Source organism: Bradyrhizobium sp. CB1717, assembly GCF_029714325.1.
Classification (GTDB): Bacteria; Pseudomonadota; Alphaproteobacteria; order Rhizobiales; family Xanthobacteraceae; genus Bradyrhizobium.
In genome coordinates, this window is sequence record NZ_CP121666.1 from 7,343,719 (window position 1) to 7,362,118 (window position 18,400).

The following is an 18,400-nucleotide window of genomic DNA, read 5'->3' on the forward strand; positions in this document are numbered from 1 at the left end:
CGCGAGTTGATGCCGTCCCGGAAAACCGGATGGTTTCGGCGCTGCTTGAGCAACGGCCGTGCCAATCGCGACCGGCGCGCGAAAACGTGGGGAATTGCAGCGGATGGAGCGATTTCCCTGGGAGAAAGGCCTCGCGAAGGCCGGAGCGTCGGCAAGAACCCGCCGATGCGAACGCCGCCATCGGCGGATTTCCGCCGAGGGCTTGCCGGCTCAGGAATCCTTGCGGCCGGGCCGCGCCAGGGCGTATTTCGCCATTTTCTCGTTCAGGGTCCGGCGCGGAACGCCGAGCTCCTCGGTGACGGCGGCGATCGACCCATCGTGCTCGCGCAAGGCGGCCTCGATCAACGCGCGCTCATAGGCCGCAACGCGGTCGGCGAGCGTCCGCTGCGGCGCCCCCGGTTCGCCACGCCGCAGGATCTCGGCCACGCTGCGGCCGGTCGCCGCGAGCCCCAGCGCGTAGCGTTCGGCAACGTTCTTCAGCTCGCGCACATTGCCTGGCCAGTCATGGGCGAGCAGCGCATCGAGATCGTTCGCCCGCAGCGACGACATGGGGCGGCCCGCGCCCTTGGCGGCGGCGGCGGCGAAATGCTCGAACAGCAGCAGGACGTCGTTGCCGCGCTCGCGCAGCGGCGGCAGGTTGATCTCCGCTGCCGCGAGGCGGAAGTAGAGATCGGAACGGAAGCGCCCCTGGCGGCTTTCGGTCGCAAGATCACCCTTTGCAGCCGCGACGACGCGAACGTCGATGGGCAGAAGCTTGTTGGAGCCGACCCGCTCGATCGTACGCTCCTGGAGGGCGCGCAGGATCTTGGCCTGGAACGGCAGCGGCATGCTCTCGATCTCGTCGAGCAGGAGCGTGCCGCCGCTGGCGTGCTCGAACTTCCCGATGCGGGCGCCCCGTGCGCCGGTGAAGGCGCCGGCCTCATGGCCGAACAATTCGCTCTCAAACAACTCGGCCGGGATCGCGGCACAGTTCACGGCGACGAAGGGGGCCTTCGCACGCGGACCGAAATCGTGCAGGGCCCGCGCCACCACCTCCTTGCCGGTTCCGGTCTCGCCGGTGACGATCACGTCGCGATCATGACCGGCCAGCTCGAGGATGCCGGCCCGCACCGCCACCATCGCCTTCGACAGCCCGACCAGGCGGGCATCGATCTCGCCGGGCGCGGCAAGGCGATCCGAGAGCTGGCGAAGCTGCAGCTTCAACTGCCGCCGCTCGATGGCGCGCGTCATGACGGCGGAGAGGAGCTCGGGATCATGAGGCTTCTGCAGGAAGTCGTAGGCGCCCTCGCGCATCGCAGCGACCGCCAGGGGCACGTCGCCATGCGCGGTCAGCAGCACGACGGGAATGTCGGGATCGGCGCGGTGAACGTCGCGCATCAGATCGAGTCCGGATCGGTGCGGCATGCGAAAATCGGTCAGCACGGCGTCGGGCGGGCTCTCTGTCACGAGGCGAATGGCCTCATCCGCGCCGGCGGCGGCCCGGACCGTGAAGCCGCCCAGCTCCAGCCATTGCCGCACCGAATTGCGGACGATCTCCTCGTCGTCGACGACGAGCACGGACCCGCTCATGCGTGCAATTCCTGATGTGGCGAGGCTAGCGCGACGTCCATGACCGGAATGACGACCTTGAAAGTCGAGCCCCCGCCCGGCGTGCTGTCCACCAGGATATCTCCTCCGAATTCCCTGACAATTCCGTACGAGATCGAGAGACCGAGGCCAAGCCCCTCGCCGATCTCCTTGGTCGTGAAGAACGGGTCGAACAGAGACTTGATGTGCTCGGGTGCGATGCCCGCGCCAGTGTCGCTGACCTCGATCACGGCACTGTCGTCGCGCCGGTCGAGCGTGACCCCGAGGACCCGCCGCTCGCCATCGCGCATCGCATCGATCGCGTTCGACAGCAGATTGACGACGACCTGCTCGAGCCGGATCGGATTGGCGAGACCATGGAGCGGCTCGGCGGGCGCGGAGCGCACCACCTCGATATGCTCGTTGTCGATCCGGTATTGCAGCAGGCGGATCGCATTGTCGATGACAGGCGCGAGCGCGACGGCGCTGCGCGTGCCGGTCTCCTTGCGCGCGAACATCCTGAGGTGATCGATCAGCGCCATCATGCGCTCGGCGATCGAGGACATCAGGTCGAGATTGGCGGCGGCACGATCGACCTCGTTACGGCGGAGCAGGACGCGGCTGCTCGCGACATAGGTGATCAACGCCGCAAGCGGCTGGTTGATCTCGTGCGCGACGCCGGCGAGTGCCTGACCGAGGCTTGCGAGCTTGGCGCTCTGCACCAGGCTTTCCATGGTCCGGCGCAGCTCTTCGGTGCGCTCGGCCACGCGCCGCTCGAGCACGTCATGTGCATCGAGCTTCGCCCGGACGACCTGCCGCCGCTGATAGGCCACCAGTACGACCAGCAGAGAGGCGATCAGGGCGAAGACGCTCGCGATCGCGACGGTCGACGCATTGCGCCGAGCATCCGCGACGTCCGAGAAGAGGAGCAACCTCCAGCCCTGATCGTGCGGACGGACCTGAAGGGCGTAGTCCCCAAGCTCGACATTGCCTCGGCCGCGCGCGCGACCGATCTGGACGCGTTCCCGGTCGCCTTTGGGCACGAAGACCGGAGCTGGGTCGATCGCCTGGCCGAATTGCTGCGCGGCATTCAGTTCTGCGAGCCGCTGCGCGGCGATCGGCAGCAGCGGACGGTATTTCCAGTCCTCGCGGCTGGCGAGGAAGATCACGCCATTCTCATCCTCCATCGCGACGAGATCGCCGGCACTTGCCCAGTCCGCCTCGAGCGCACTGAGATCGATCTTGACCACGGCGACGCCGAGGGTCTTGCCGCCCTCCATGATCCGATGCGACAGGAAATAGCCGGGCTGTCCCGTGGTGGCGCCGACGGCGTAGTAATGGCCCTCGCCGGTGCGCATGGCGTCGATGAAATAGGCGCGGAACCCGTAATTGTGTCCGACGAAGCTCGAATCCAGGTCGAAATTGCTTGCCGCAAGCGCAAGGCCGGTGCTGTCGAGAACATAGAGCTCGGCGGACCGGGCTCCCTGATTGAGCGATTTCAGGTAGCGGTTGGCGGCGGTGGTCGCCGCGGCATCATGGGGATCGCGATAAAGCTCGCGGATGGGATCGGCGAGCGACAGGACCGCCGGCAGATAGCGATAGCGCGCAACGGTTGCATCGAAGGTGCTGGCAATCAGCGCAAGCCGATCGTTGGCCTCCCGCTCCATGCGCGCAAAGGCGGCATCCAGCGCAAGGACGTAGGCCAGCCAGCCCGCCGCCGCGATGGCCGCAAGCGCGGCTATGCCGATCAGCACGTATCGCGGCAGGGCTGGACGGGGGCGTTGCATCGGGGCTCCGGATCGGGGCGATATCGCTAGGTAGCACAGGCAGGACCCGTGGCGCGGCTGCGAAACGAGCGAACAAGGGGGACCCCTCCGGGCCGACCGCTCCGCGGCCGTGCGCCTGATCGCCAGGCGGAGCCATGCCGCATCGGCAAGCGGCCCTGCCGACCTAAATCGGCCGTGGACCCGTCCCGAAAATCGTTGCAAAAAGGCGCTCCGAGGCGCCGGCGGCCGGTCCGCCAAGTCTCTGGAAAACGTCGACTTTTGGAAGAATGGTCGGAGTGGCAGGATTCGAACCTGCGACCCCTGCGTCCCGAACGCAGTGAACATCTTCTAAGTCATTGACTTTCTTGACACCGCAAGCCCGCCGATCGCGTTCTGTTCACGATCGTTTCGTCCAATTCGTTGCGAAATCATTGCGGCATTCCTCCAGGAGAATGAGAGCTGACGACGAAATGAGATCAAAGCCATCGCTAACAGTGCGCTGATCGGGGGCGCCACGACCGAGTTGGGCGTCGGCGCCGCCGATCGCTACCGGACGGCGGTGACGTCGGACGGAGGCGGACTGCGGCTCGATGGCACGAAGTATTACGAACTGGCACGCTATACGCCGATAACTTGATCGTAGCGGCTGACCAGAGCGACACGACAATACAGCAGCTAACCACTGGCTTTTCGGCGGCTTCATGCTTTGCCAGGCGAGGCCGCTCGGACCCCCGTGGATGCGATTGCCGCGGACATCGACCTCACCATCTGCGACGGGAGCAAAGGACGCGGTGAGCGGCCGTGCTCACCGTGTCTCGGCGACACTGCCGGCGCTCCTGCTGTAGGAAGGCGAGATGCTCGCCTGGCCGATCTGCCTGTTCTGGTCCGCGGTGAGACTTAGCCTCGCACTTGTTCTAATTGGCATTGCAAGGATGCCAGCCACCCGATAAACGATCCCCTGCAACCTCGCTGGCTGCTTTTCGGTGGTCGCCAGGACTGGGCCTGTAGCTCAATGGTTAGAGCCGGCCGCTCATAACGGTCTGGTTGCAGGTTCGAGTCCTGCCGGGCCCACCAATATTTTCAAGGGCTTGGCCCGGCTTCTCCCGCTTCGCCTTCTCGTGGACCAACGAAACAACCAACCCTACGTTCTTGCTCGGTGCCGAATGTGTTCCAATCGCGTTCGCGGCGACTCGCAGATGGTCAGGATGGTGATGGCCGTAGGTTTCCCGAAGCGTCTTTTCGCTCATACCTAGGAAACCCGCCGCTTCCCACATGGGCGCGGCTCGCTGCATCAGCCACGTTGCAGCGGTATGACGCAGCGTATGCGGCGTCACGTTGCCGATAGAGACGTCAAGCTCAGCCAGTCGAACGGCTGAAGCGAATCCCGTCTTTACCGAAGCGACGGGCTGACCGTTCCACTCCACGAAATGACTCTTAGAGATTCCCAGCCGCGACCACCGCCGCAAATGGGTCAAGAGTCGCTTCGGTAGTGGGACCGGTGTTTGACGCTTCGTGGTCGCGCGTTTGCCGATGGCCAGCCGATAGAAGATGCCGCTATCCAAGTCGACGAAAGACTTCCCCGGCGCGCGGAATGGCGAGGCACTGGCAATGGCTCCGGCACGGGTCCCCGTGTAAAGACCAAGAAGGATAAACCGCGCCACATGGCGTAGCGGCCTCTTGTCTGTTTCAATCTTCTGGCCCTTGAGCTTGCCAACGTGGACCGTCTGCGTCTCGCGATATCGCCAGCACGTCCACAGCAGCTTTGCCGCCTCCTGACGCGTCAGCCAACGTTCACGCGGCAAGCCCTTCTCAGGCAGCACGACACGGACAACGCCGCGATGAAAGCCCTCCTTGGCGTGATGATTGATCGCGGCTCGAAGGTCTTCTAGATCGCGCCGGGCTCCGCCGTTGCTGCCGCGGGACTTGGTGTAGGCTCGGCAGTTCGCACCATTCACCTCGGCAAGCATCTTGCCGCCCCACCATTTGTTGAGGCGCGCTATCCGTTCGTCAAATTTGGCTTTGTTCGCCTGCTTATCGCGCCGGTCTTCGTAAAAGATCGACAGCACGTCCGCGACATCGATTTCTTCGATGTCCTTCAGCCGACTGACCGGCGCATACTTCTCCGCGAGATATGAGGCTAAGCGCTTTTGCGCTTGTCTATCTTCGCCTGCAAAGCATCCCGTGGCGATATGCTCGCGACCGTCGACAATAAGCCACGTTCCTCGCGCGACAACCTTGCCGGCCTTGTCGCGCCTCTCTTTGCGATACCATAAGCGCGGCCCTCGACTTCTACGCGGCATAACTTCCTCATTTCCTCAACGGCGCGCGGCGTGGTGAAGTCTTTGTTTGCGACCCGCTCAATCATCAAGCGCCCCGCCCTTGCCTCGCGACGAAGGCCGCTTACGGTCATGCCACCGAACGGGAAGCAATGTTTCACAGCATCAACTAATCGCATTGGAGTGTCCGGGCGAACATTGTCGTTAGCGGACTCCGGCAACTGTCCCATCAAAAATCCATCAAAACGTTGATGGGACTAGTATCCACACTCGCGCCGGAATCTCCACTGTTTCTAGAAATACTTCGAAACCGAACAGCCTACGCGGCTCTTAGTCGGAACAACTCGCTCTTGAACGAGTCCAAGAAAATTGGTTGGTCGTTCGGGTCGAGTAAGATTTCGTCGATTGCATCTTGCTCTTCCGGACGGATTTGCTCGCCGTTTGCTCGCGCATCGACAATCGCTCCACAAAGTTGAGCTTCCAGCGCCGACGCGACTTCGAAATGTCCCCATGCCACGCTGTCCGGCACGGCGATGTCATTAATGATGTTGTTCGCCGCCTTGAGAGCGGCAATCAGATTCATGATGCTTTGCTGGTTCGGCACGGCAAATTCTCCATCAACGCTTTTCGTGTACCGTCAACGTAAAGCGCGACTCAACGATTTGTCAACGGAAAACGTTTATGATACGCGGTAATCGTGGAGAGGAGATGAGACCGGTGATTACGCCCGCACAATCTAGAGCCGCACGCGGTCTTGTCGACTGGTCGCAGTCGGAGTTAGGCGCCCAATCCAATCTGAGCGAAAGCACGGTGCGAGATTTTGAGAAGGGCCGCCGAATTCCTGGCCCCAACAACCTTGCTGCCATGCGTGCTGCGCTGGAGGGCGCAGGCGTGCTCTTTATTGAGGAGAACGGCGAAGGAGCCGGTGTGCGGCTGAAGAAGGCGAAGCGCTAGTCTTCAAACTGGCTGACCGCCTGAAAGCCAGCTTCTGTAATCCGAAAAGTAGGTTTCCCTTCGGAGTTGTCTTCCCCTATCTCGGCGTAACCGCGCAACACCAATCGCTCTGAAAAAGAGACGCGGCTTTTCTTTCCGATTGGGCTGACGGTTATGAACTCGCCTCGATGCAACGCCAGTTCGCATAGAGCAATTCGCTCTGTTGGCGCCATCGGCCGGCGCAGCATTTCTTCCGTCCGCTGTCGCTTACATTCCTCCCACCACGTTGCCGCTTCTTCATCAGTGAGCCACGTTGATGGGTCTGTCGGCGAAATTCCAAAATCCGGCAGATAGCTGCGCTCCTCCATAGTGAGGCGCTTGTTGGCCGACGGTCCGAGACTTTTTGCCCGTGCGGCCGAAGAATTGTAGTCCGTTTCCTCCGCTGCGTTGAAATGCTCGCCAAATATCTCGTCTAGATGGCGATCCACGCTGAGCTTGTCCCAGCGGTTGGCTCCGCCGATCTTGGCGGGCTTTGGCATGGTCCCGGCCTTCACCATCCGGTCAAATTCGTTGGGCGCCGTGCCGATGTACGAAGCGGCCCGGAGCCGTGACAGTCCACGCGGCCAATGCGGGGTGGTGTGCCAGTGAGGACCGTTTGACATGGCCGCCGTTTAGACGCGCCAGATTCGAACGTCAAGATAGATTCGGTTGTACCGAAATTAGCTACACTGAAGCGGTTATGAGCGGCTTTCGCGCCTGATAGGCACGCTACCGCTTCGTCCGTGAACGGGCCGCTCGTGGTGCCCGCCAACTTCCCGGGTGGAGGACCATTATTGCACCTAGTTTAGCGGCACGCTCTTTTGCTCGCTCCTGCGATTCAGGGTCGTCATCAATCAAATCAGACTTTGCAAATGACCGAAGAACATTATCAATCTCAACCGCCATGCTCTCGGCGACTGTTTGCGCACGCGCAATAGAGCGGTTGATGCTCCCTTTTAGATGCTGGGGCAACCTGTCGAGGTGCGCACCACGCAAAGCCATAATTCCCTTGGCTACAGCATCTTCACACTCAAGCAGGCGCTTACGCAATTCGCGCAAGCGACGGAGTGCCATTCGGTTCAGATCTAAGGCTTCGATTGTATATTCGCCAATTTTAGACTTAGAGTTTACCCGAAGCCCTGAAAGGTCGAAGTGGTCGGAGTGCTCGTCCGTATCCGGGCGGAAAAACCGATAACCGTCCTCTCTGGCTGAGGCGGGCGGAGACCGGTCGCCTTTTCTGAGATTGCACTCATCACAACAATACATCAGGTTGCCGTAGTGGTGCACTAAATCAGGCCGCGCGTTTCTCGGTTCATAGTGATCGATCGCAAACCGAATTGCCTGCGCTTCCGCTTCGGACATCGTGCAGTAGGCACAGGAATGAAAGAAATCGCGCCTAAGGAACGGACGATACTCAGAATAATCGCTCAGAGCCGGCACAACAGATCGAACAACCAGCGTACTAATGCTGGTCGACGCAAGCTGCTGCCCCTTGCTGGAATCGCTCATTTCTTCTTTTGAAGATTATCCAGTTGATCAATCAGCGACTTCAAATCGCTCGATAGCTGCTCATAGCCCGATACAGAATGTTCTAAAACATCCATTGCCCATCCATGGTTTGCATCCTCAATTCTATCGAGAGACCACCGGACATATTCAAGGCGGTTAGATTCCTTACGCGTGATCGTCTCTGCAAATTTCTTGTCAAGCAGCAGCTGCCTCTCCAACAAGAGCGACTGGTGCTCTTCGTCGGAGACGCTAGACGCATTTATGCGACCTGCCCTACGTGCTGCCGCTGCATAGACTTCACCATACCCGTCGAATGACGGGATTCTGACATCATCAATTGCGAGACTCGGCGTCGAAGTCGTCGTTCGAGTGCTCGACGCTGGTTCTGACTCAGAAAAATCAAGTGCGAGCTGCGTCGTCGATTTCGCCATCGAAGCGATTTCCTTCCGCGAGTTCCTCAAAATACTTCAACGCGGCTCTTTCCGTGCCTTCAGCGGCGTCCTTTAGCGCTGCTTGAGATATGGGTTGGCCGTTCGTGAACGTCCGCTGATAATCAAACCCTATAGTCATGAGTTCGTTGGGGTCCTCACTCCTTGCCAGCGTATGAATACAACGATCGTAGTAGCTGCTCGTTTTGGTAAGGCTGGCGCAGGTTCGAATTCCAAACGAGTCAGATAGTCCACCCCACGGCTTACCAAAGTGCGCAATGAGCTTCTTTATACCGGGTGGCAGTTCATCTTCATCGACCGGTGTCGTGGTCACCACTCCATACCGCGTGAAGCTTCTGCCTTTTGGTCCGGGCAGAGCAACTGCCATTTCGATCAATCGGTCAGATACAGCTGGTAGAAGCTCTGTGAATGGCAATGGCTTTGACAGCATTTCCATGGTTGGCGCACCGCCGCTTACTGCCTTGGGTCGCATGCGGTGATTGAAGGCAACTGACGCCTTTGATGGTTCAACGGCGTACTTGAAGCCTTCGTGGGTATTGATGGTGACCGCAAAAACTTCCAGTTTCTCTATTTCAAAAGTTGGTTTGTTGTTTAAGACCAGCTTATCGAGAATGGGCGTCATCGAACTCAACAGTTCGTCGGTCGACGCGAAATGAAAATCGAACGTCAGACCGACTGTTGGCACCGACGCCAATTTGTCGCACCAACTCATCAGGTAGCCCCCTAGCCGACTGCAGCAGCGTAATCCGCGAGCGCAAGCCTAGAACGTTACGCGAACATTGGAAAATGTCAACCGATGGCCGGGAGGCGTTCCCCAGCTTTGGGAAGCGCCTCCCCGGCCGCCTTGGTGTCTACAAGTGCCTCGTCCGCTGCGCGTCACGGACGATCTTGACCACGCTTGTCGGCAACGTCTGTTTCAAGTCCGCAATCTGCGCCTGAACCCGCGCAAGTCCGGCTTCATCGGCGCCGCGTGCGTCAATGGTAATCGGCACCGAAACGTGGGTTGAGCCGGTGTCCGGCATCACGCCGTTTGGCAGAATCTTCGCGCCCTTCTCAATGTATTTGAGTTCGGGGCCTTTCTCGCCAACGATAGACCAGCCGCCCGGTGCGCTGTCCGTGCCGTCAGCGAACATTGGGAACGACAGGCCGCCAGTTCCGGCGCCAAGGCCGCTGGACATAACCGGTGTACTGCCGGAGCCTCCGCCAAACAACCCAGCCAGACTGAATCCGCCAGACGAACCGCCGCCAAACGCCTTCGACCAAAGACCGTCGACAGCCATTTGCATAAGCTTGTCGCTGATCTTGTTCAGCGCGTTAGCCCCGGCATCCCTGAACGACTGCCAGAAGCTTTCGCCCTGCCGTCGTGCGTTCATCATGTCGGACAGGAATCCCTTCGTCCAATCGCGCGACGTGTCGCTGATATCCTTCAGCGCCGCATTCATGCGCAGCGCTGCAGCTTCAGAACTGTTCAACGCCTGCGTCACGTCCGGATAGATCGAACGCAACTGATTAGCGATTTGAACATCTTGCGGAGTCAGGAACGCTGTCTGACGACCGAAGTTGATATCAGATGCAACCTTTGCCTTGTTGAAGGCTTGCGTTGCCGCCTCTACCCGCTCCCGAAGATTGTAGAACTCTTCAGCGTAGTCTTCGGTATTTTTGATACCGGCCTTCTCAGCCGCCGCGTACAGCTCAGCTTCAGCCTTCAGGCCAGCTTGGGCCGCTGCAGTCTCGCCCACGGCGCCGGCTTCGGCGTTCAGGGCGGCAATGCGGCGGCTGTAGTTCTCTTCGGCCCGGTCGACGGCGTCCCGGCTGTTTAGGTCCGGCAATTGGGTTGTGCCGGCCTCAGGCGTAACGCGAAGGCGTGCCGATTGCTTGTCGTACAGCGCCGCTAGCTTGTCTAGCATCCGGTCGATTTCGCTGACCGAAGCGCCGTCCGGCAATCCAACGAGGCGTTCCAGAATCGAGATATTTTCTCCGCCCGGGCCGATGCTTGCATCAGACCCAACTTGAGCGACCATCTCACGAATTCGGTAGACCGTATTGAGTTGGTCGTTTAACTGCTGGGAGTTCATATCCTCTGGCGCCGTGAACAAACGACTGACGCCGCTTGTGATGGTACCGACGCCATTCAGCGCGCTAGTGGCATACCCTGCAAGCTGACTCATCAGCGGCATGAGGTTTGACAAGGACGCCTTGAACTGCAAGTCCCAAGCAGCCGTAGCGGTATGCCATTCGGAGTTGAACTCCTTCGCCTTCTTGATGGTTGAGTCATCAATGACGATTCCCAAATCCGCTGCGGCCCTTTTCTGCGCTTCGAACTGGTCGACGCCTTCCCGCAAGAAGGGAAGCCAGGACTTCGACACACCAACAATTTCGACGATACGTTGCTGCACTGCCGGGGATGCGTTCTGCATCATCGACATGATGTCGGTCAGCGCCTTACCGGTCGTGATGATATCGCCGTTCGCGTCCTTGATCTTCAGTCCGTTGGCTTCGAAAAGCTTTCCGAATTCGGTAGCTTGTTGCGATGCCTTGGCCAGATCACTCGCAATCCTGTCTAAGTGTCCGACCGAAAAATAAGTTGAGTGATATCAGCGAGTTCTGATTCCATCGGTGTTGCGAAGCATCAAAGGGATCGAGAATGTGGACTGATATCACCCGGGCACAGTTTGCCCGAGAGGAGCTGCGTTTGCCAAGCGACTTGACGGATGCGGAATGGGGCGTGCTGGAGAGGTTGCTTCCTGTGCGGGCCAAGCGCGGGCGGCGCCCGAAATGGAGCTATCGTGACATCGTCGAGGCGGTGCTCTATCTGCTGCGCGGCGGGTTGCCGTGGCGCATGCTGCCGCCCACTCTGTTTCCACCAATGACCACGGTGCAGTACTATTTCTACCAGTGGCGCGACAACGGATTGTGGCAATCGATCAACCACGCACTCCTGATGCTGGCGCGCGAGGCGATCGGCCGGGAGGCCTCGCCGACGGCCGGCGTGATCGACAGCCAATCGGTCAAGACCACGGAAAGTGGCGGCCCTCGCGGCTACGACGCGGGAAAGAAGATCAAGGGTCGAAAGCGCCACATCGTCACCGACACCCAAGGGCTCCTGGTCGGAGCGATCGTTCACGCTGCCGACGTCCAGGATCGCGACGGCGCGCCAGATGTCCTGTGCAGCATTCGCTACCGCTTCCCCTGGCTGCGCCATATCTTCGCCGATGGCGGCTATGCCGGCGAAAAGCTCAAGGCGGTGCTGGAACAGATCGGCCGGTGGACTGTCGAGATCATCAAGCGCTCCGATGCCGCACAGGGCTTCGAGGTGCTTCCGCGCCGCTGGGCGGTCGAACGAACCTTCGCCTGGCTCGGCCGCAACCGCAGATTGGCCAAGGACTTCGAGCGAACCATCGAAAGCGCAACTGCCTGGCTCTTCCTCGCCTCTGTCCAACTCATGACAAGGCGCATCGCAGCGATAAAAACAGCAATGCAATTTTGAGTCAGGCTCTAAGCCGGCCGAGAAATCCGCCTCCTTAACCCCACTCGCCATCGCGGCGTAAAGAGATTCTTGGAATTCCTTAGTCGACATAGTCGCAAGCTGAGCGTGCTCCGCGATGTCGACGAGCGCCTGAGACTGGCCACCAGCAAAGTCCACAAACGCCCTCATACTGGTGACAGCGGCAACCGTAGCGAGACTAACGCCGCCGATCGTCATCGTATATGAATTGAATAGAGAGTCGGCCTCAGTAGCCTTGCGCGACGTTTCGTCTACCGCGTTGCCCAGGTTCGATACGGAGTCTGTCGTCGAATCGATTCCGTCTCCGGTGGCGCTAATGGTAATGCGCCGTACCAAGTCACCGTCAGCCATTTTACCCCTTCACAGACGTGATGAGCGCAGACCGGAAGCCGTTCGCAGCCGAGAAAAAGAACAGGTTGAAGGACGCGGACGAGCTATCGCTTGCACCTAGAACGGTTGCGTAATGGCGCCCCTCAGTGAGGGTGCGCGAAGCCGCCGCCGCTACCGGGCGCAAGGCGCCTGAGGTTCCGTCAGAGATTGCAGCCATGCCGTCTTCTGGCGTATTTCCATCGAACCCAATGGCCGCAAATACGGCGTGGCTAGGCGCTCCGGGGTAGCCGGAGCCGGCAAGGACTGCGTCGACAATCTCATCTGACCAAGTCAGAAACTCCACACGCATTTCGCTGTGAAGCTCAACGAACGTCGTGCTGGTGGTGCTGCGAGTTGCCGTATTGTGACTGCTGAAGCTCTTCTTCGTGCGGTTGAACCACGACAGAACGAGGTTATCCGCCCAAACCGGGCCGGTATTTGGCGATGCAATGCCGACCAACGTTCGCGTGTCGTCACCGCTCTTAACCTCGTTGCCCTTGTTGCCGGCAGTTGTCGACGTTCCATGCGCAGTTGTCGACGCTTCCAGCGCGTTGATTACGCCTGCAGATGCCGTCGCGTAGATCATGTAAACAGTTCCAGCGGTCAGGCCGGTTGCTGCGAGTGATACGCCGGCATCTGGCACCGTGCACGGAATGCCGTTGACCGTCAGAAGATTGCCATTGTACGGCATCAGAACAATGTTCGATCCGGACTTAATCAGCCTGCATTGCCCGTAGACCTGAGGAACGCCAAGGTTGGCGCGAGCGGTCGACTTGTTCGCCAAGTCAGACAAGTTGTTTGCGCTCGAAAGGTCGCCAGCTCCGGGCTCGCCCGCAACATTAAGGTTCCAAGCCGTTCCCGTGCCGCTACCGCTGGTCTTGTCGCTGGTAATCGTGAGAGTCGTACCGCTGTAGGTAACGACACCCTCAACCCATCCTGTTGCGCCTGCAGTCGCGGTAGCTCGCACGCGAGCCCCGTTCGTGTAGGCAAGGCCGGCTTGCGTAGTGAATGCCTTTGCGCCAGTACCGATCGTAATGGACGTGGTCGACGTGCCGCCATATCCGGCGCCCGTCGCTCCGGTTGCGCCGGTTGCTCCAATGCTGGCGATCAACTGCCAATACGTCGTGTTAGGCGCAGTATGACCAGACCCCGGAGTCGGGTTGATCCATACGTAAGACGAACCGGAGTCCGTCATAACGTCGCCAACCGAATACGTCGTAGCGCCGTTATAAGCCCCGGTGAAGTTGAACCCCTTGTAGATGCCAAGATAGGTCCAAACGCCGGATGACTTTACCCAAAGCTTGCCGGTGTTTGGCTGAAGCGCATACTGACCGTCTGAGCCGTACGATGGGTCAGGCGCGCTAGCGGAGGAGCCAACGAAGAAAAAGAATCCAGTTGTATCGAGCGCGGCAATCATGGCGTTCACAGACGCCATGGCCGAACCGCCAACGTAACGAAGCGGAGAGCGCCAAACGATTTTGTAAGCCGTTCCCGCTGATACCGCAGTGTATGGCCAAGCATCGATTGTGATAGTCGTGGCGTCGACCACGTCCAGAACAATGACCGTGTGCCCAGCTACTACGATATCGTCACCCGGCTTCGCGTTAACGCCCGTCCAATTCGTGCCGCTGCCGACAATAGAAGTTGCTCCGGCGCCGATGGATACGGTGCCCGTCGAATAGGTATTGAATGCTGTCAATGAATAGATTCCGTTTTCAAAAATGGATGGTTCGCGCAGCAATGCCCCGTGCACGAGTCGGGTTCGTTTATGACGATTGCCAATCGCGCCTGCCGTGTTAAAAGCGCGGCGCAATATCAGAGGTGCAAATGGCTAAGAAATCGAAGAAGCTTGTCCGTCGGGAATACACGGCAGCGGACGTCAAAGAGTTGCGCGCGCATTCGAAATCAAAAACGCCGGTTACGAAGATCGCGAAACAAATGAAGCGAACTGAAGCATCTCTGCGCCAAAAGGCGATGGCGCTAGGGATACCGCTGGGGCACAGGCGGTAGGCCGAGCTGAATAGGTAGAAGCTACGAGTCGATGCGCCTCAAGACGGAGCGGCTTTGGATCACGTATCGACGCCCTTTCTCGGTCGGACGCCACGCCACAAAGCGCCGTTCGGAGCGCAACAGTCCAGACATTGTTGTGCCACCGGTTGTCTGAATGAGGCCCAAAGCTTCAAACTGATAGCGGAGCTTTATCAGTTCTTGGTCTGATATTGCGTATCTGGCCGATTCCTCTTCGATCGCCGTTCTTGCCCCAAGAAAGGCGCCGATGCTCTGACGAATTAAATATTCTTCGGGCTCCGTAAGAAGAAGATCGTAGAGACTGACGAACACCTCTCCGAGACTTGCGGAGGCTACTCGCGTGCCAGCGCGGTCGGCTCCCCCCGCGCCGTTTTCAATATAAACCTCGATATCAAAATCTAAGGCGTCGTTTGGCCCGATTAGGCTCGGATCGAATGTCACGTCGCTTCCCTGTAGATCCTCCAGCTTCTGCCTTAAATCGGAATTTTCGATCCGAAGACGCTCTGCTTCTTGAAGCACCCGCGGGTCAATCGCTTGGTCACCCCGAATCCACCCCTTTCTGGGAGTCAGGTTGGTGGCTTGAGAAACCGCAATAAGCACGCTTCTACAGAGGTCATTGGCATCAGTCCACATCTCGACCAATCGCTTGTCCCGCAGTTTTGCACGGAATGCTTCAAGGCGCGCCACTTGGTCGGGGTCGCGATCTGTGTAACGAGCTTCGATCCGGTCCGGATGCTTATGCAAAAAGGCCAATACCGGGATGCCCTTCAGCTTCGCGTATTCGAATTCGTGTTCCGTAAAGCTCAGGTTGTCCTCAGCTAGCGACCCGTAACGACCACCAACAATCACGACGTAATAGTCGGTTCGATCGATGACGCGTTTGATAAAATCAAGTTGCTGTTGATCTGTTGCGGGGAACAATTCCATCCCAGCCACAAGATAACCAGCCTTGGCAAGGGCATTGCTTACTTGCCGTCTCTCGTCTTCTAAATCGACAAAGGTGGAGCTTACGAAAACCTGATAAACTCTGTCCATGGATTCCCGATGCGCAGTTGCATTCCCCAGTTACAGGTTAATCTGACTGGGAAATCGGTTCAATTGGGCGAGCGGAGCGGGAATCCCCATTTTGTGGATACGTAACTTTTGGGCCCCATCGGTCTAAGGTCCATCAACCCCAAGGATTCATGCCCCCCTACCCGGTCGACAAGATCAGTGATCGCGCGATCCTTCACACGCGCCGGCCACGCTGGCCATGTTGCCTGTTGTGGCATCGCATGCAGAGCGTGCGCAGGTTGGCCAGCGTATCCGTTGAACCGGGCGTGCCACGCTCTATGACGTGGTGTGCTGTCAGCCTGTCAGTTGGCGTGGTGCAGAACTGCTCAGTGCACCGATTGCCGTCACGCTCTAGGCACGCAGCACGTAGAGCACGCCAGCCGCTGGACTTGTAAAAGGCATCGCCGCTGAAGGTCGGTCGCCTATACGGCCGCCACTGGGCTGGCCTGAATTGTTTTGGTCGTATTGGTATGGTTCTCTCCGTTATGGCAACCACGGCCCGCAGCCGCGCCCGCCCATGCGTTATTTCGAGGCGCCCGGCGAAGCCGCACGGGTCTAAATACAGGCCGCTCAGTGGCCTTCCTATTGGGTCACAAACCAAATCATCCAATTCGTCGGTAGAATTTCTAAGAGACTCCCGAAAACACCCCCAAAAACGGGGTAAGAGCGATGGCTACCGACAAATTGGATGAATTCAATAGTTTGATAGATAATACCTATTTTTATAGGGGTTTTCTGACTTCCAAATCGTCGGTAGAGCCTACCGACGATTTACCGACGAAACCGACGAATTGGGGTCCCAACACCCAATTCCCTACCGACGATACCGACGATTTGCCGACGATTTAACCGACGAAATGGAGCCGGATACGAGACCTGGCCCCGGTCTTAGTTTCCCGCCGCGCGATGCGCTCCGCCTCCAGCAAATCCTTCAGGATGTCCGTCCGTCGATTACGTTCGATGCCGCCGCAGCGATCGGCCAGCTTTCCTTCGGTGATGCCCTCCGGCCCCGCCTTCTTGATGTGCTCCAGAATGCGGTTTCGGTCGGCTTCTCGTTGGTTGTCTGCGATCTTGTCACGCGTCTCTTCCATCATGACTGACGTCGAATGCCACGCCAGCTTGGTAGCCCAGACCATAGCCTCCCCCGCAATGACCGGCTCCGTCCAGTTCGCCCCCACGGAGACAGTCAGCGCCAGCTTTATGGCGTGCTCCACGGCTCGGTTTAGGATCGGCAGGCTTTGGTGCGGCACGACGCCCTCCCGCTCGTCTACGAACGCCTCGAAGCGTTGTAGTTCGGTCTTGGCCTCCGGCGAGTACGCTACGGCCACTGGCTTGCAGCGCTGCGCCCCTGTCTCGACACCTGAAAGGTTGCCCGCACCTCGCCCCGCCAAGACTAAAGCCTGACAGGCGTCGATAAGAGACCGTGGAACGTCGGTGACGCTGCGCTCCGCGATAACTCTCGGTGGCTTTGGGCCCGCAACGTTGAACAACAGGAAGCGTGGCAACAGGCCGTCACTGGTATTCAGCGCGCTCACCGACGCCCAGAAGTCTTCTGGCGTTGACGTTCCGTAGAGGCAAAAGTTTGGATTATGTATTCGCTCCGGCATTGGACTGCCGGCATATGCAGCTCCCTCAAAAGCGGTACTGGCACTGGTGAACATCTCAAGCAGGTCGCTGGGATCAGCTGGTTATGAATTCCGGCCTTCCTGTCGTTGATCTGTCGCATCATTCCGCCGAACTCATCGACCATGCAAAGACACGACGGCTTGGCCATGACGACACCCCGCAAGGCCGAAGCCGACATGAAGCGATTTGGCCCCATGAAACGCTCCAGACCCGCTTCTGTGGCCAGTCTCTTCAGTTGCGAGCGGGCATGATCCTTGCCGAAACCCGAACCGGCAAGACCAATTGAGTAGAAGTTTGTTCGCAGATCGGACGGGCTAGCAAAGCGACGTCCCAACAGCGCGCCAACGAAAGGTAGCGTGGCTGCCAGAGCCAGCTCACGTGACGGCCGGCTGGACGACGACACAATCCAGTCAACCAACTCACTAATTAACCCGCCCGGATTCGTCAGGTCGGCTAGAGTGATCTTCTCCGCAGCGCGCTCTTCACCGGCCAAGCGTGACCGTTTGAGACGTTCAGATTCGGCTAGTACTTCGGGCGCGATGTCGGCAATGAACGCCTGCCGCAGTTCGTGAACCTGTTCTAAGCTTCGCGTCAACGACCCTCCAATTCCACTGCAATATTTCGGGCCAGCCATCGCGCTTCGTCTTCAAAGAAGCGAACTACTGCTGCCTCAGTGTCATCAATCACAAATCGCGACAATTCTGTTTCATCGCAGCCGAAGCCCCACTCCCACGCCTCGAACGCAGTAGCAATATCGTTACACTCGATAACGTCTATTGCGCGCAGTTCCTTCAGCGAATGGCGGTCCTTCAGCGCGATATGGCAGCAACCTTCACAACCCGCCTCTATCCAATCAATGGGGTGCCAGTACAAGCGCACCATCGAACGCTTAAGATTATCACGCCCAAGCCACGGCGCCTTGCAACACACCGTTTCGTAGGACAGATCATCACCGATTACCAACAAGTCGACGAACCGGCCGTTCTCGACAACAGGTACGGCCAGCGCGGTTCGTTTCGGTCCCACATGATCGGGCGGATAGATCCTGAAGTCGTACCGGCCGCCATTCCAGATGTAAACATAGTCAATCAGAACCGCCTTGCCGCACTGCTCCGGATTTACTCCGTGCTCCTGTAGCCACGCGGCAGCGGTCAGGCCATCTCCGGCCCGTTCTAGAAACTCCCGCTCAACGTCGGCAGGTAACGGTAAGGTATCGTCTTCCATCTCTTCATTCTCTCTCCTCCGCAGAGTGCTTGCGGCGCCCAACAATCAGGACGCGCA

Annotated in this window: 16 protein-coding genes, 1 tRNA gene and 1 pseudogene; 4 read left to right on the plus strand and 14 right to left on the minus strand. The window is 58.9% G+C overall.

Annotated features, from left to right (window positions below; genetic code table 11):
* Positions 1 to 210: 210 nt before the first annotated feature.
* Positions 211 to 1,569: a sigma-54 dependent transcriptional regulator gene (locus QA649_RS34395; protein ID WP_283021119.1), complete on the minus strand. Its 1,359-nt coding sequence runs from the start codon at positions 1,567 to 1,569 to the stop codon at positions 211 to 213.
* Complete coding sequence (locus QA649_RS34400) at positions 1,566 to 3,353, minus strand: ATP-binding protein (protein WP_283021120.1); 1,788 nt, start codon at positions 3,351 to 3,353, stop codon at positions 1,566 to 1,568. The genes QA649_RS34395 and QA649_RS34400 overlap by 4 nt, the downstream gene beginning before the upstream one ends.
* A 977-nt stretch (positions 3,354 to 4,330) precedes the next feature.
* Here QA649_RS34400 and QA649_RS34405 point away from each other — a divergent pair.
* Positions 4,331 to 4,406 (plus strand) — tRNA-Ile (locus QA649_RS34405).
* A gap of 191 nt (positions 4,407 to 4,597) precedes the next feature.
* Here QA649_RS34405 and QA649_RS34410 read toward each other — a convergent pair.
* Positions 4,598 to 5,632: pseudogene (locus QA649_RS34410) on the minus strand (tyrosine-type recombinase/integrase); the annotation flags it as partial.
* Positions 5,633 to 5,927: 295 nt separating this feature from the next.
* Positions 5,928 to 6,212 carry a hypothetical protein gene (locus QA649_RS34415; protein WP_283021121.1) on the minus strand — a complete coding sequence of 95 codons (285 nt, stop codon included), beginning with the start codon at positions 6,210 to 6,212 and terminating at the stop codon, positions 5,928 to 5,930.
* 104 nt (positions 6,213 to 6,316) lie between these two features.
* Here QA649_RS34415 and QA649_RS34420 point away from each other — a divergent pair, with 104 nt between their 5' ends.
* The gene (locus QA649_RS34420; protein ID WP_283021122.1) at positions 6,317 to 6,562 is read left to right on the plus strand and encodes a helix-turn-helix transcriptional regulator; all 246 of its coding nucleotides are present in this window, start codon (positions 6,317 to 6,319) and stop codon (positions 6,560 to 6,562) included.
* Here QA649_RS34420 and QA649_RS34425 read toward each other — a convergent pair.
* The 5 genes from QA649_RS34425 to QA649_RS34445 all read right to left on the minus strand — a co-directional run bounded on the left by QA649_RS34425 (position 6,559) and on the right by QA649_RS34445 (position 10,964).
* Complete coding sequence (locus QA649_RS34425; protein WP_283021123.1) at positions 6,559 to 7,080, minus strand: hypothetical protein; 522 nt, start codon at positions 7,078 to 7,080, stop codon at positions 6,559 to 6,561. The genes QA649_RS34420 and QA649_RS34425 overlap by 4 nt on opposite strands.
* Positions 7,081 to 7,309: 229 nt before the next feature.
* Positions 7,310 to 8,089 carry a hypothetical protein gene (locus tag QA649_RS34430; RefSeq protein ID WP_283021124.1) on the minus strand — a complete coding sequence of 260 codons (780 nt, stop codon included), beginning with the start codon at positions 8,087 to 8,089 and terminating at the stop codon, positions 7,310 to 7,312.
* Positions 8,086 to 8,520 carry a hypothetical protein gene (locus tag QA649_RS34435; protein ID WP_283021125.1) on the minus strand — a complete coding sequence of 145 codons (435 nt, stop codon included), beginning with the start codon at positions 8,518 to 8,520 and terminating at the stop codon, positions 8,086 to 8,088. The genes QA649_RS34430 and QA649_RS34435 overlap by 4 nt, the downstream gene beginning before the upstream one ends.
* The gene (locus QA649_RS34440) at positions 8,489 to 9,250 is read right to left on the minus strand and encodes a hypothetical protein (RefSeq protein WP_283021126.1); all 762 of its coding nucleotides are present in this window, start codon (positions 9,248 to 9,250) and stop codon (positions 8,489 to 8,491) included. The genes QA649_RS34435 and QA649_RS34440 overlap by 32 nt, the downstream gene beginning before the upstream one ends.
* 139 nt (positions 9,251 to 9,389) lie before the next feature.
* The gene (locus QA649_RS34445) at positions 9,390 to 10,964 is read right to left on the minus strand and encodes a hypothetical protein (RefSeq protein WP_283021127.1); all 1,575 of its coding nucleotides are present in this window, start codon (positions 10,962 to 10,964) and stop codon (positions 9,390 to 9,392) included.
* Between the two features lie 218 nt (positions 10,965 to 11,182).
* Here QA649_RS34445 and QA649_RS34450 point away from each other — a divergent pair, with 218 nt between their 5' ends.
* Entirely contained in the window at positions 11,183 to 12,025 is an 843-nt protein-coding gene (locus tag QA649_RS34450; RefSeq protein ID WP_283021128.1) for an IS5 family transposase, read from the plus strand.
* A 370-nt stretch (positions 12,026 to 12,395) separates the two neighbouring features.
* Here the strand turns inward: QA649_RS34450 and QA649_RS34455 are convergent, their stop codons facing one another.
* Complete coding sequence (locus QA649_RS34455; protein ID WP_283021129.1) at positions 12,396 to 14,165, minus strand: hypothetical protein; 1,770 nt, start codon at positions 14,163 to 14,165, stop codon at positions 12,396 to 12,398.
* Positions 14,166 to 14,239: 74 nt separating this feature from the next.
* On the opposite strand from QA649_RS34455, the gene QA649_RS34460 reads away from it, so the two are divergent.
* Positions 14,240 to 14,422: a hypothetical protein gene (locus QA649_RS34460; protein WP_283021130.1), complete on the plus strand. Its 183-nt coding sequence runs from the start codon at positions 14,240 to 14,242 to the stop codon at positions 14,420 to 14,422.
* Between the two features lie 21 nt (positions 14,423 to 14,443).
* Here the strand turns inward: QA649_RS34460 and QA649_RS34465 are convergent, their stop codons facing one another.
* From QA649_RS34465 to QA649_RS34480, 4 genes are all read right to left on the minus strand, one after another.
* Positions 14,444 to 15,475 (minus strand): DUF4062 domain-containing protein, encoded by a 1,032-nt coding sequence (locus QA649_RS34465; protein WP_283021131.1) that lies wholly within the window; start codon positions 15,473 to 15,475, stop codon positions 14,444 to 14,446.
* 863 nt (positions 15,476 to 16,338) lie between these two features.
* Entirely contained in the window at positions 16,339 to 17,028 is a 690-nt protein-coding gene (locus QA649_RS34470) for a hypothetical protein (RefSeq protein ID WP_283021132.1), read from the minus strand.
* A complete protein-coding gene (locus QA649_RS34475; protein WP_283021133.1) occupies positions 17,025 to 17,714 on the minus strand; it encodes a hypothetical protein in 690 nt (229 codons plus the stop codon). The genes QA649_RS34470 and QA649_RS34475 overlap by 4 nt, the downstream gene beginning before the upstream one ends.
* Positions 17,711 to 18,343: a hypothetical protein gene (locus tag QA649_RS34480; protein WP_283021134.1), complete on the minus strand. Its 633-nt coding sequence runs from the start codon at positions 18,341 to 18,343 to the stop codon at positions 17,711 to 17,713. The genes QA649_RS34475 and QA649_RS34480 overlap by 4 nt, the downstream gene beginning before the upstream one ends.
* Positions 18,344 to 18,400: the final 57 nt, after the last annotated feature.

What these genes read in the sequence shown, in the direction of transcription:
- QA649_RS34440 (WP_283021126.1), bottom strand. Translation starts at nt 9,250, where the DNA reads ATGAGTTGGTGCGACAAATTGGCGTCGGTGCCAACAGTCGGTCTGACG.
- QA649_RS34435 (WP_283021125.1), bottom strand. Translation starts at nt 8,520, where the DNA reads ATGGCGAAATCGACGACGCAGCTCGCACTTGATTTTTCTGAGTCAGAA.
- QA649_RS34430 (WP_283021124.1), bottom strand. Translation starts at nt 8,089, where the DNA reads ATGAGCGATTCCAGCAAGGGGCAGCAGCTTGCGTCGACCAGCATTAGT.
- QA649_RS34400 (WP_283021120.1), bottom strand. Translation starts at nt 3,353, where the DNA reads ATGCAACGCCCCCGTCCAGCCCTGCCGCGATACGTGCTGATCGGCATA.
- QA649_RS34450 (WP_283021128.1), top strand. Translation starts at nt 11,183, where the DNA reads ATGTGGACTGATATCACCCGGGCACAGTTTGCCCGAGAGGAGCTGCGT.
- QA649_RS34420 (WP_283021122.1), top strand. Translation starts at nt 6,317, where the DNA reads ATGAGACCGGTGATTACGCCCGCACAATCTAGAGCCGCACGCGGTCTT.
- QA649_RS34480 (WP_283021134.1), bottom strand. Translation starts at nt 18,343, where the DNA reads ATGGAAGACGATACCTTACCGTTACCTGCCGACGTTGAGCGGGAGTTT.
- QA649_RS34465 (WP_283021131.1), bottom strand. Translation starts at nt 15,475, where the DNA reads ATGGACAGAGTTTATCAGGTTTTCGTAAGCTCCACCTTTGTCGATTTA.
- QA649_RS34395 (WP_283021119.1), bottom strand. Translation starts at nt 1,569, where the DNA reads ATGAGCGGGTCCGTGCTCGTCGTCGACGACGAGGAGATCGTCCGCAAT.
- QA649_RS34460 (WP_283021130.1), top strand. Translation starts at nt 14,240, where the DNA reads ATGGCTAAGAAATCGAAGAAGCTTGTCCGTCGGGAATACACGGCAGCG.
- QA649_RS34425 (WP_283021123.1), bottom strand. Translation starts at nt 7,080, where the DNA reads ATGCCAAAGCCCGCCAAGATCGGCGGAGCCAACCGCTGGGACAAGCTC.
- QA649_RS34445 (WP_283021127.1), bottom strand. Translation starts at nt 10,964, where the DNA reads ATGTCGATGATGCAGAACGCATCCCCGGCAGTGCAGCAACGTATCGTC.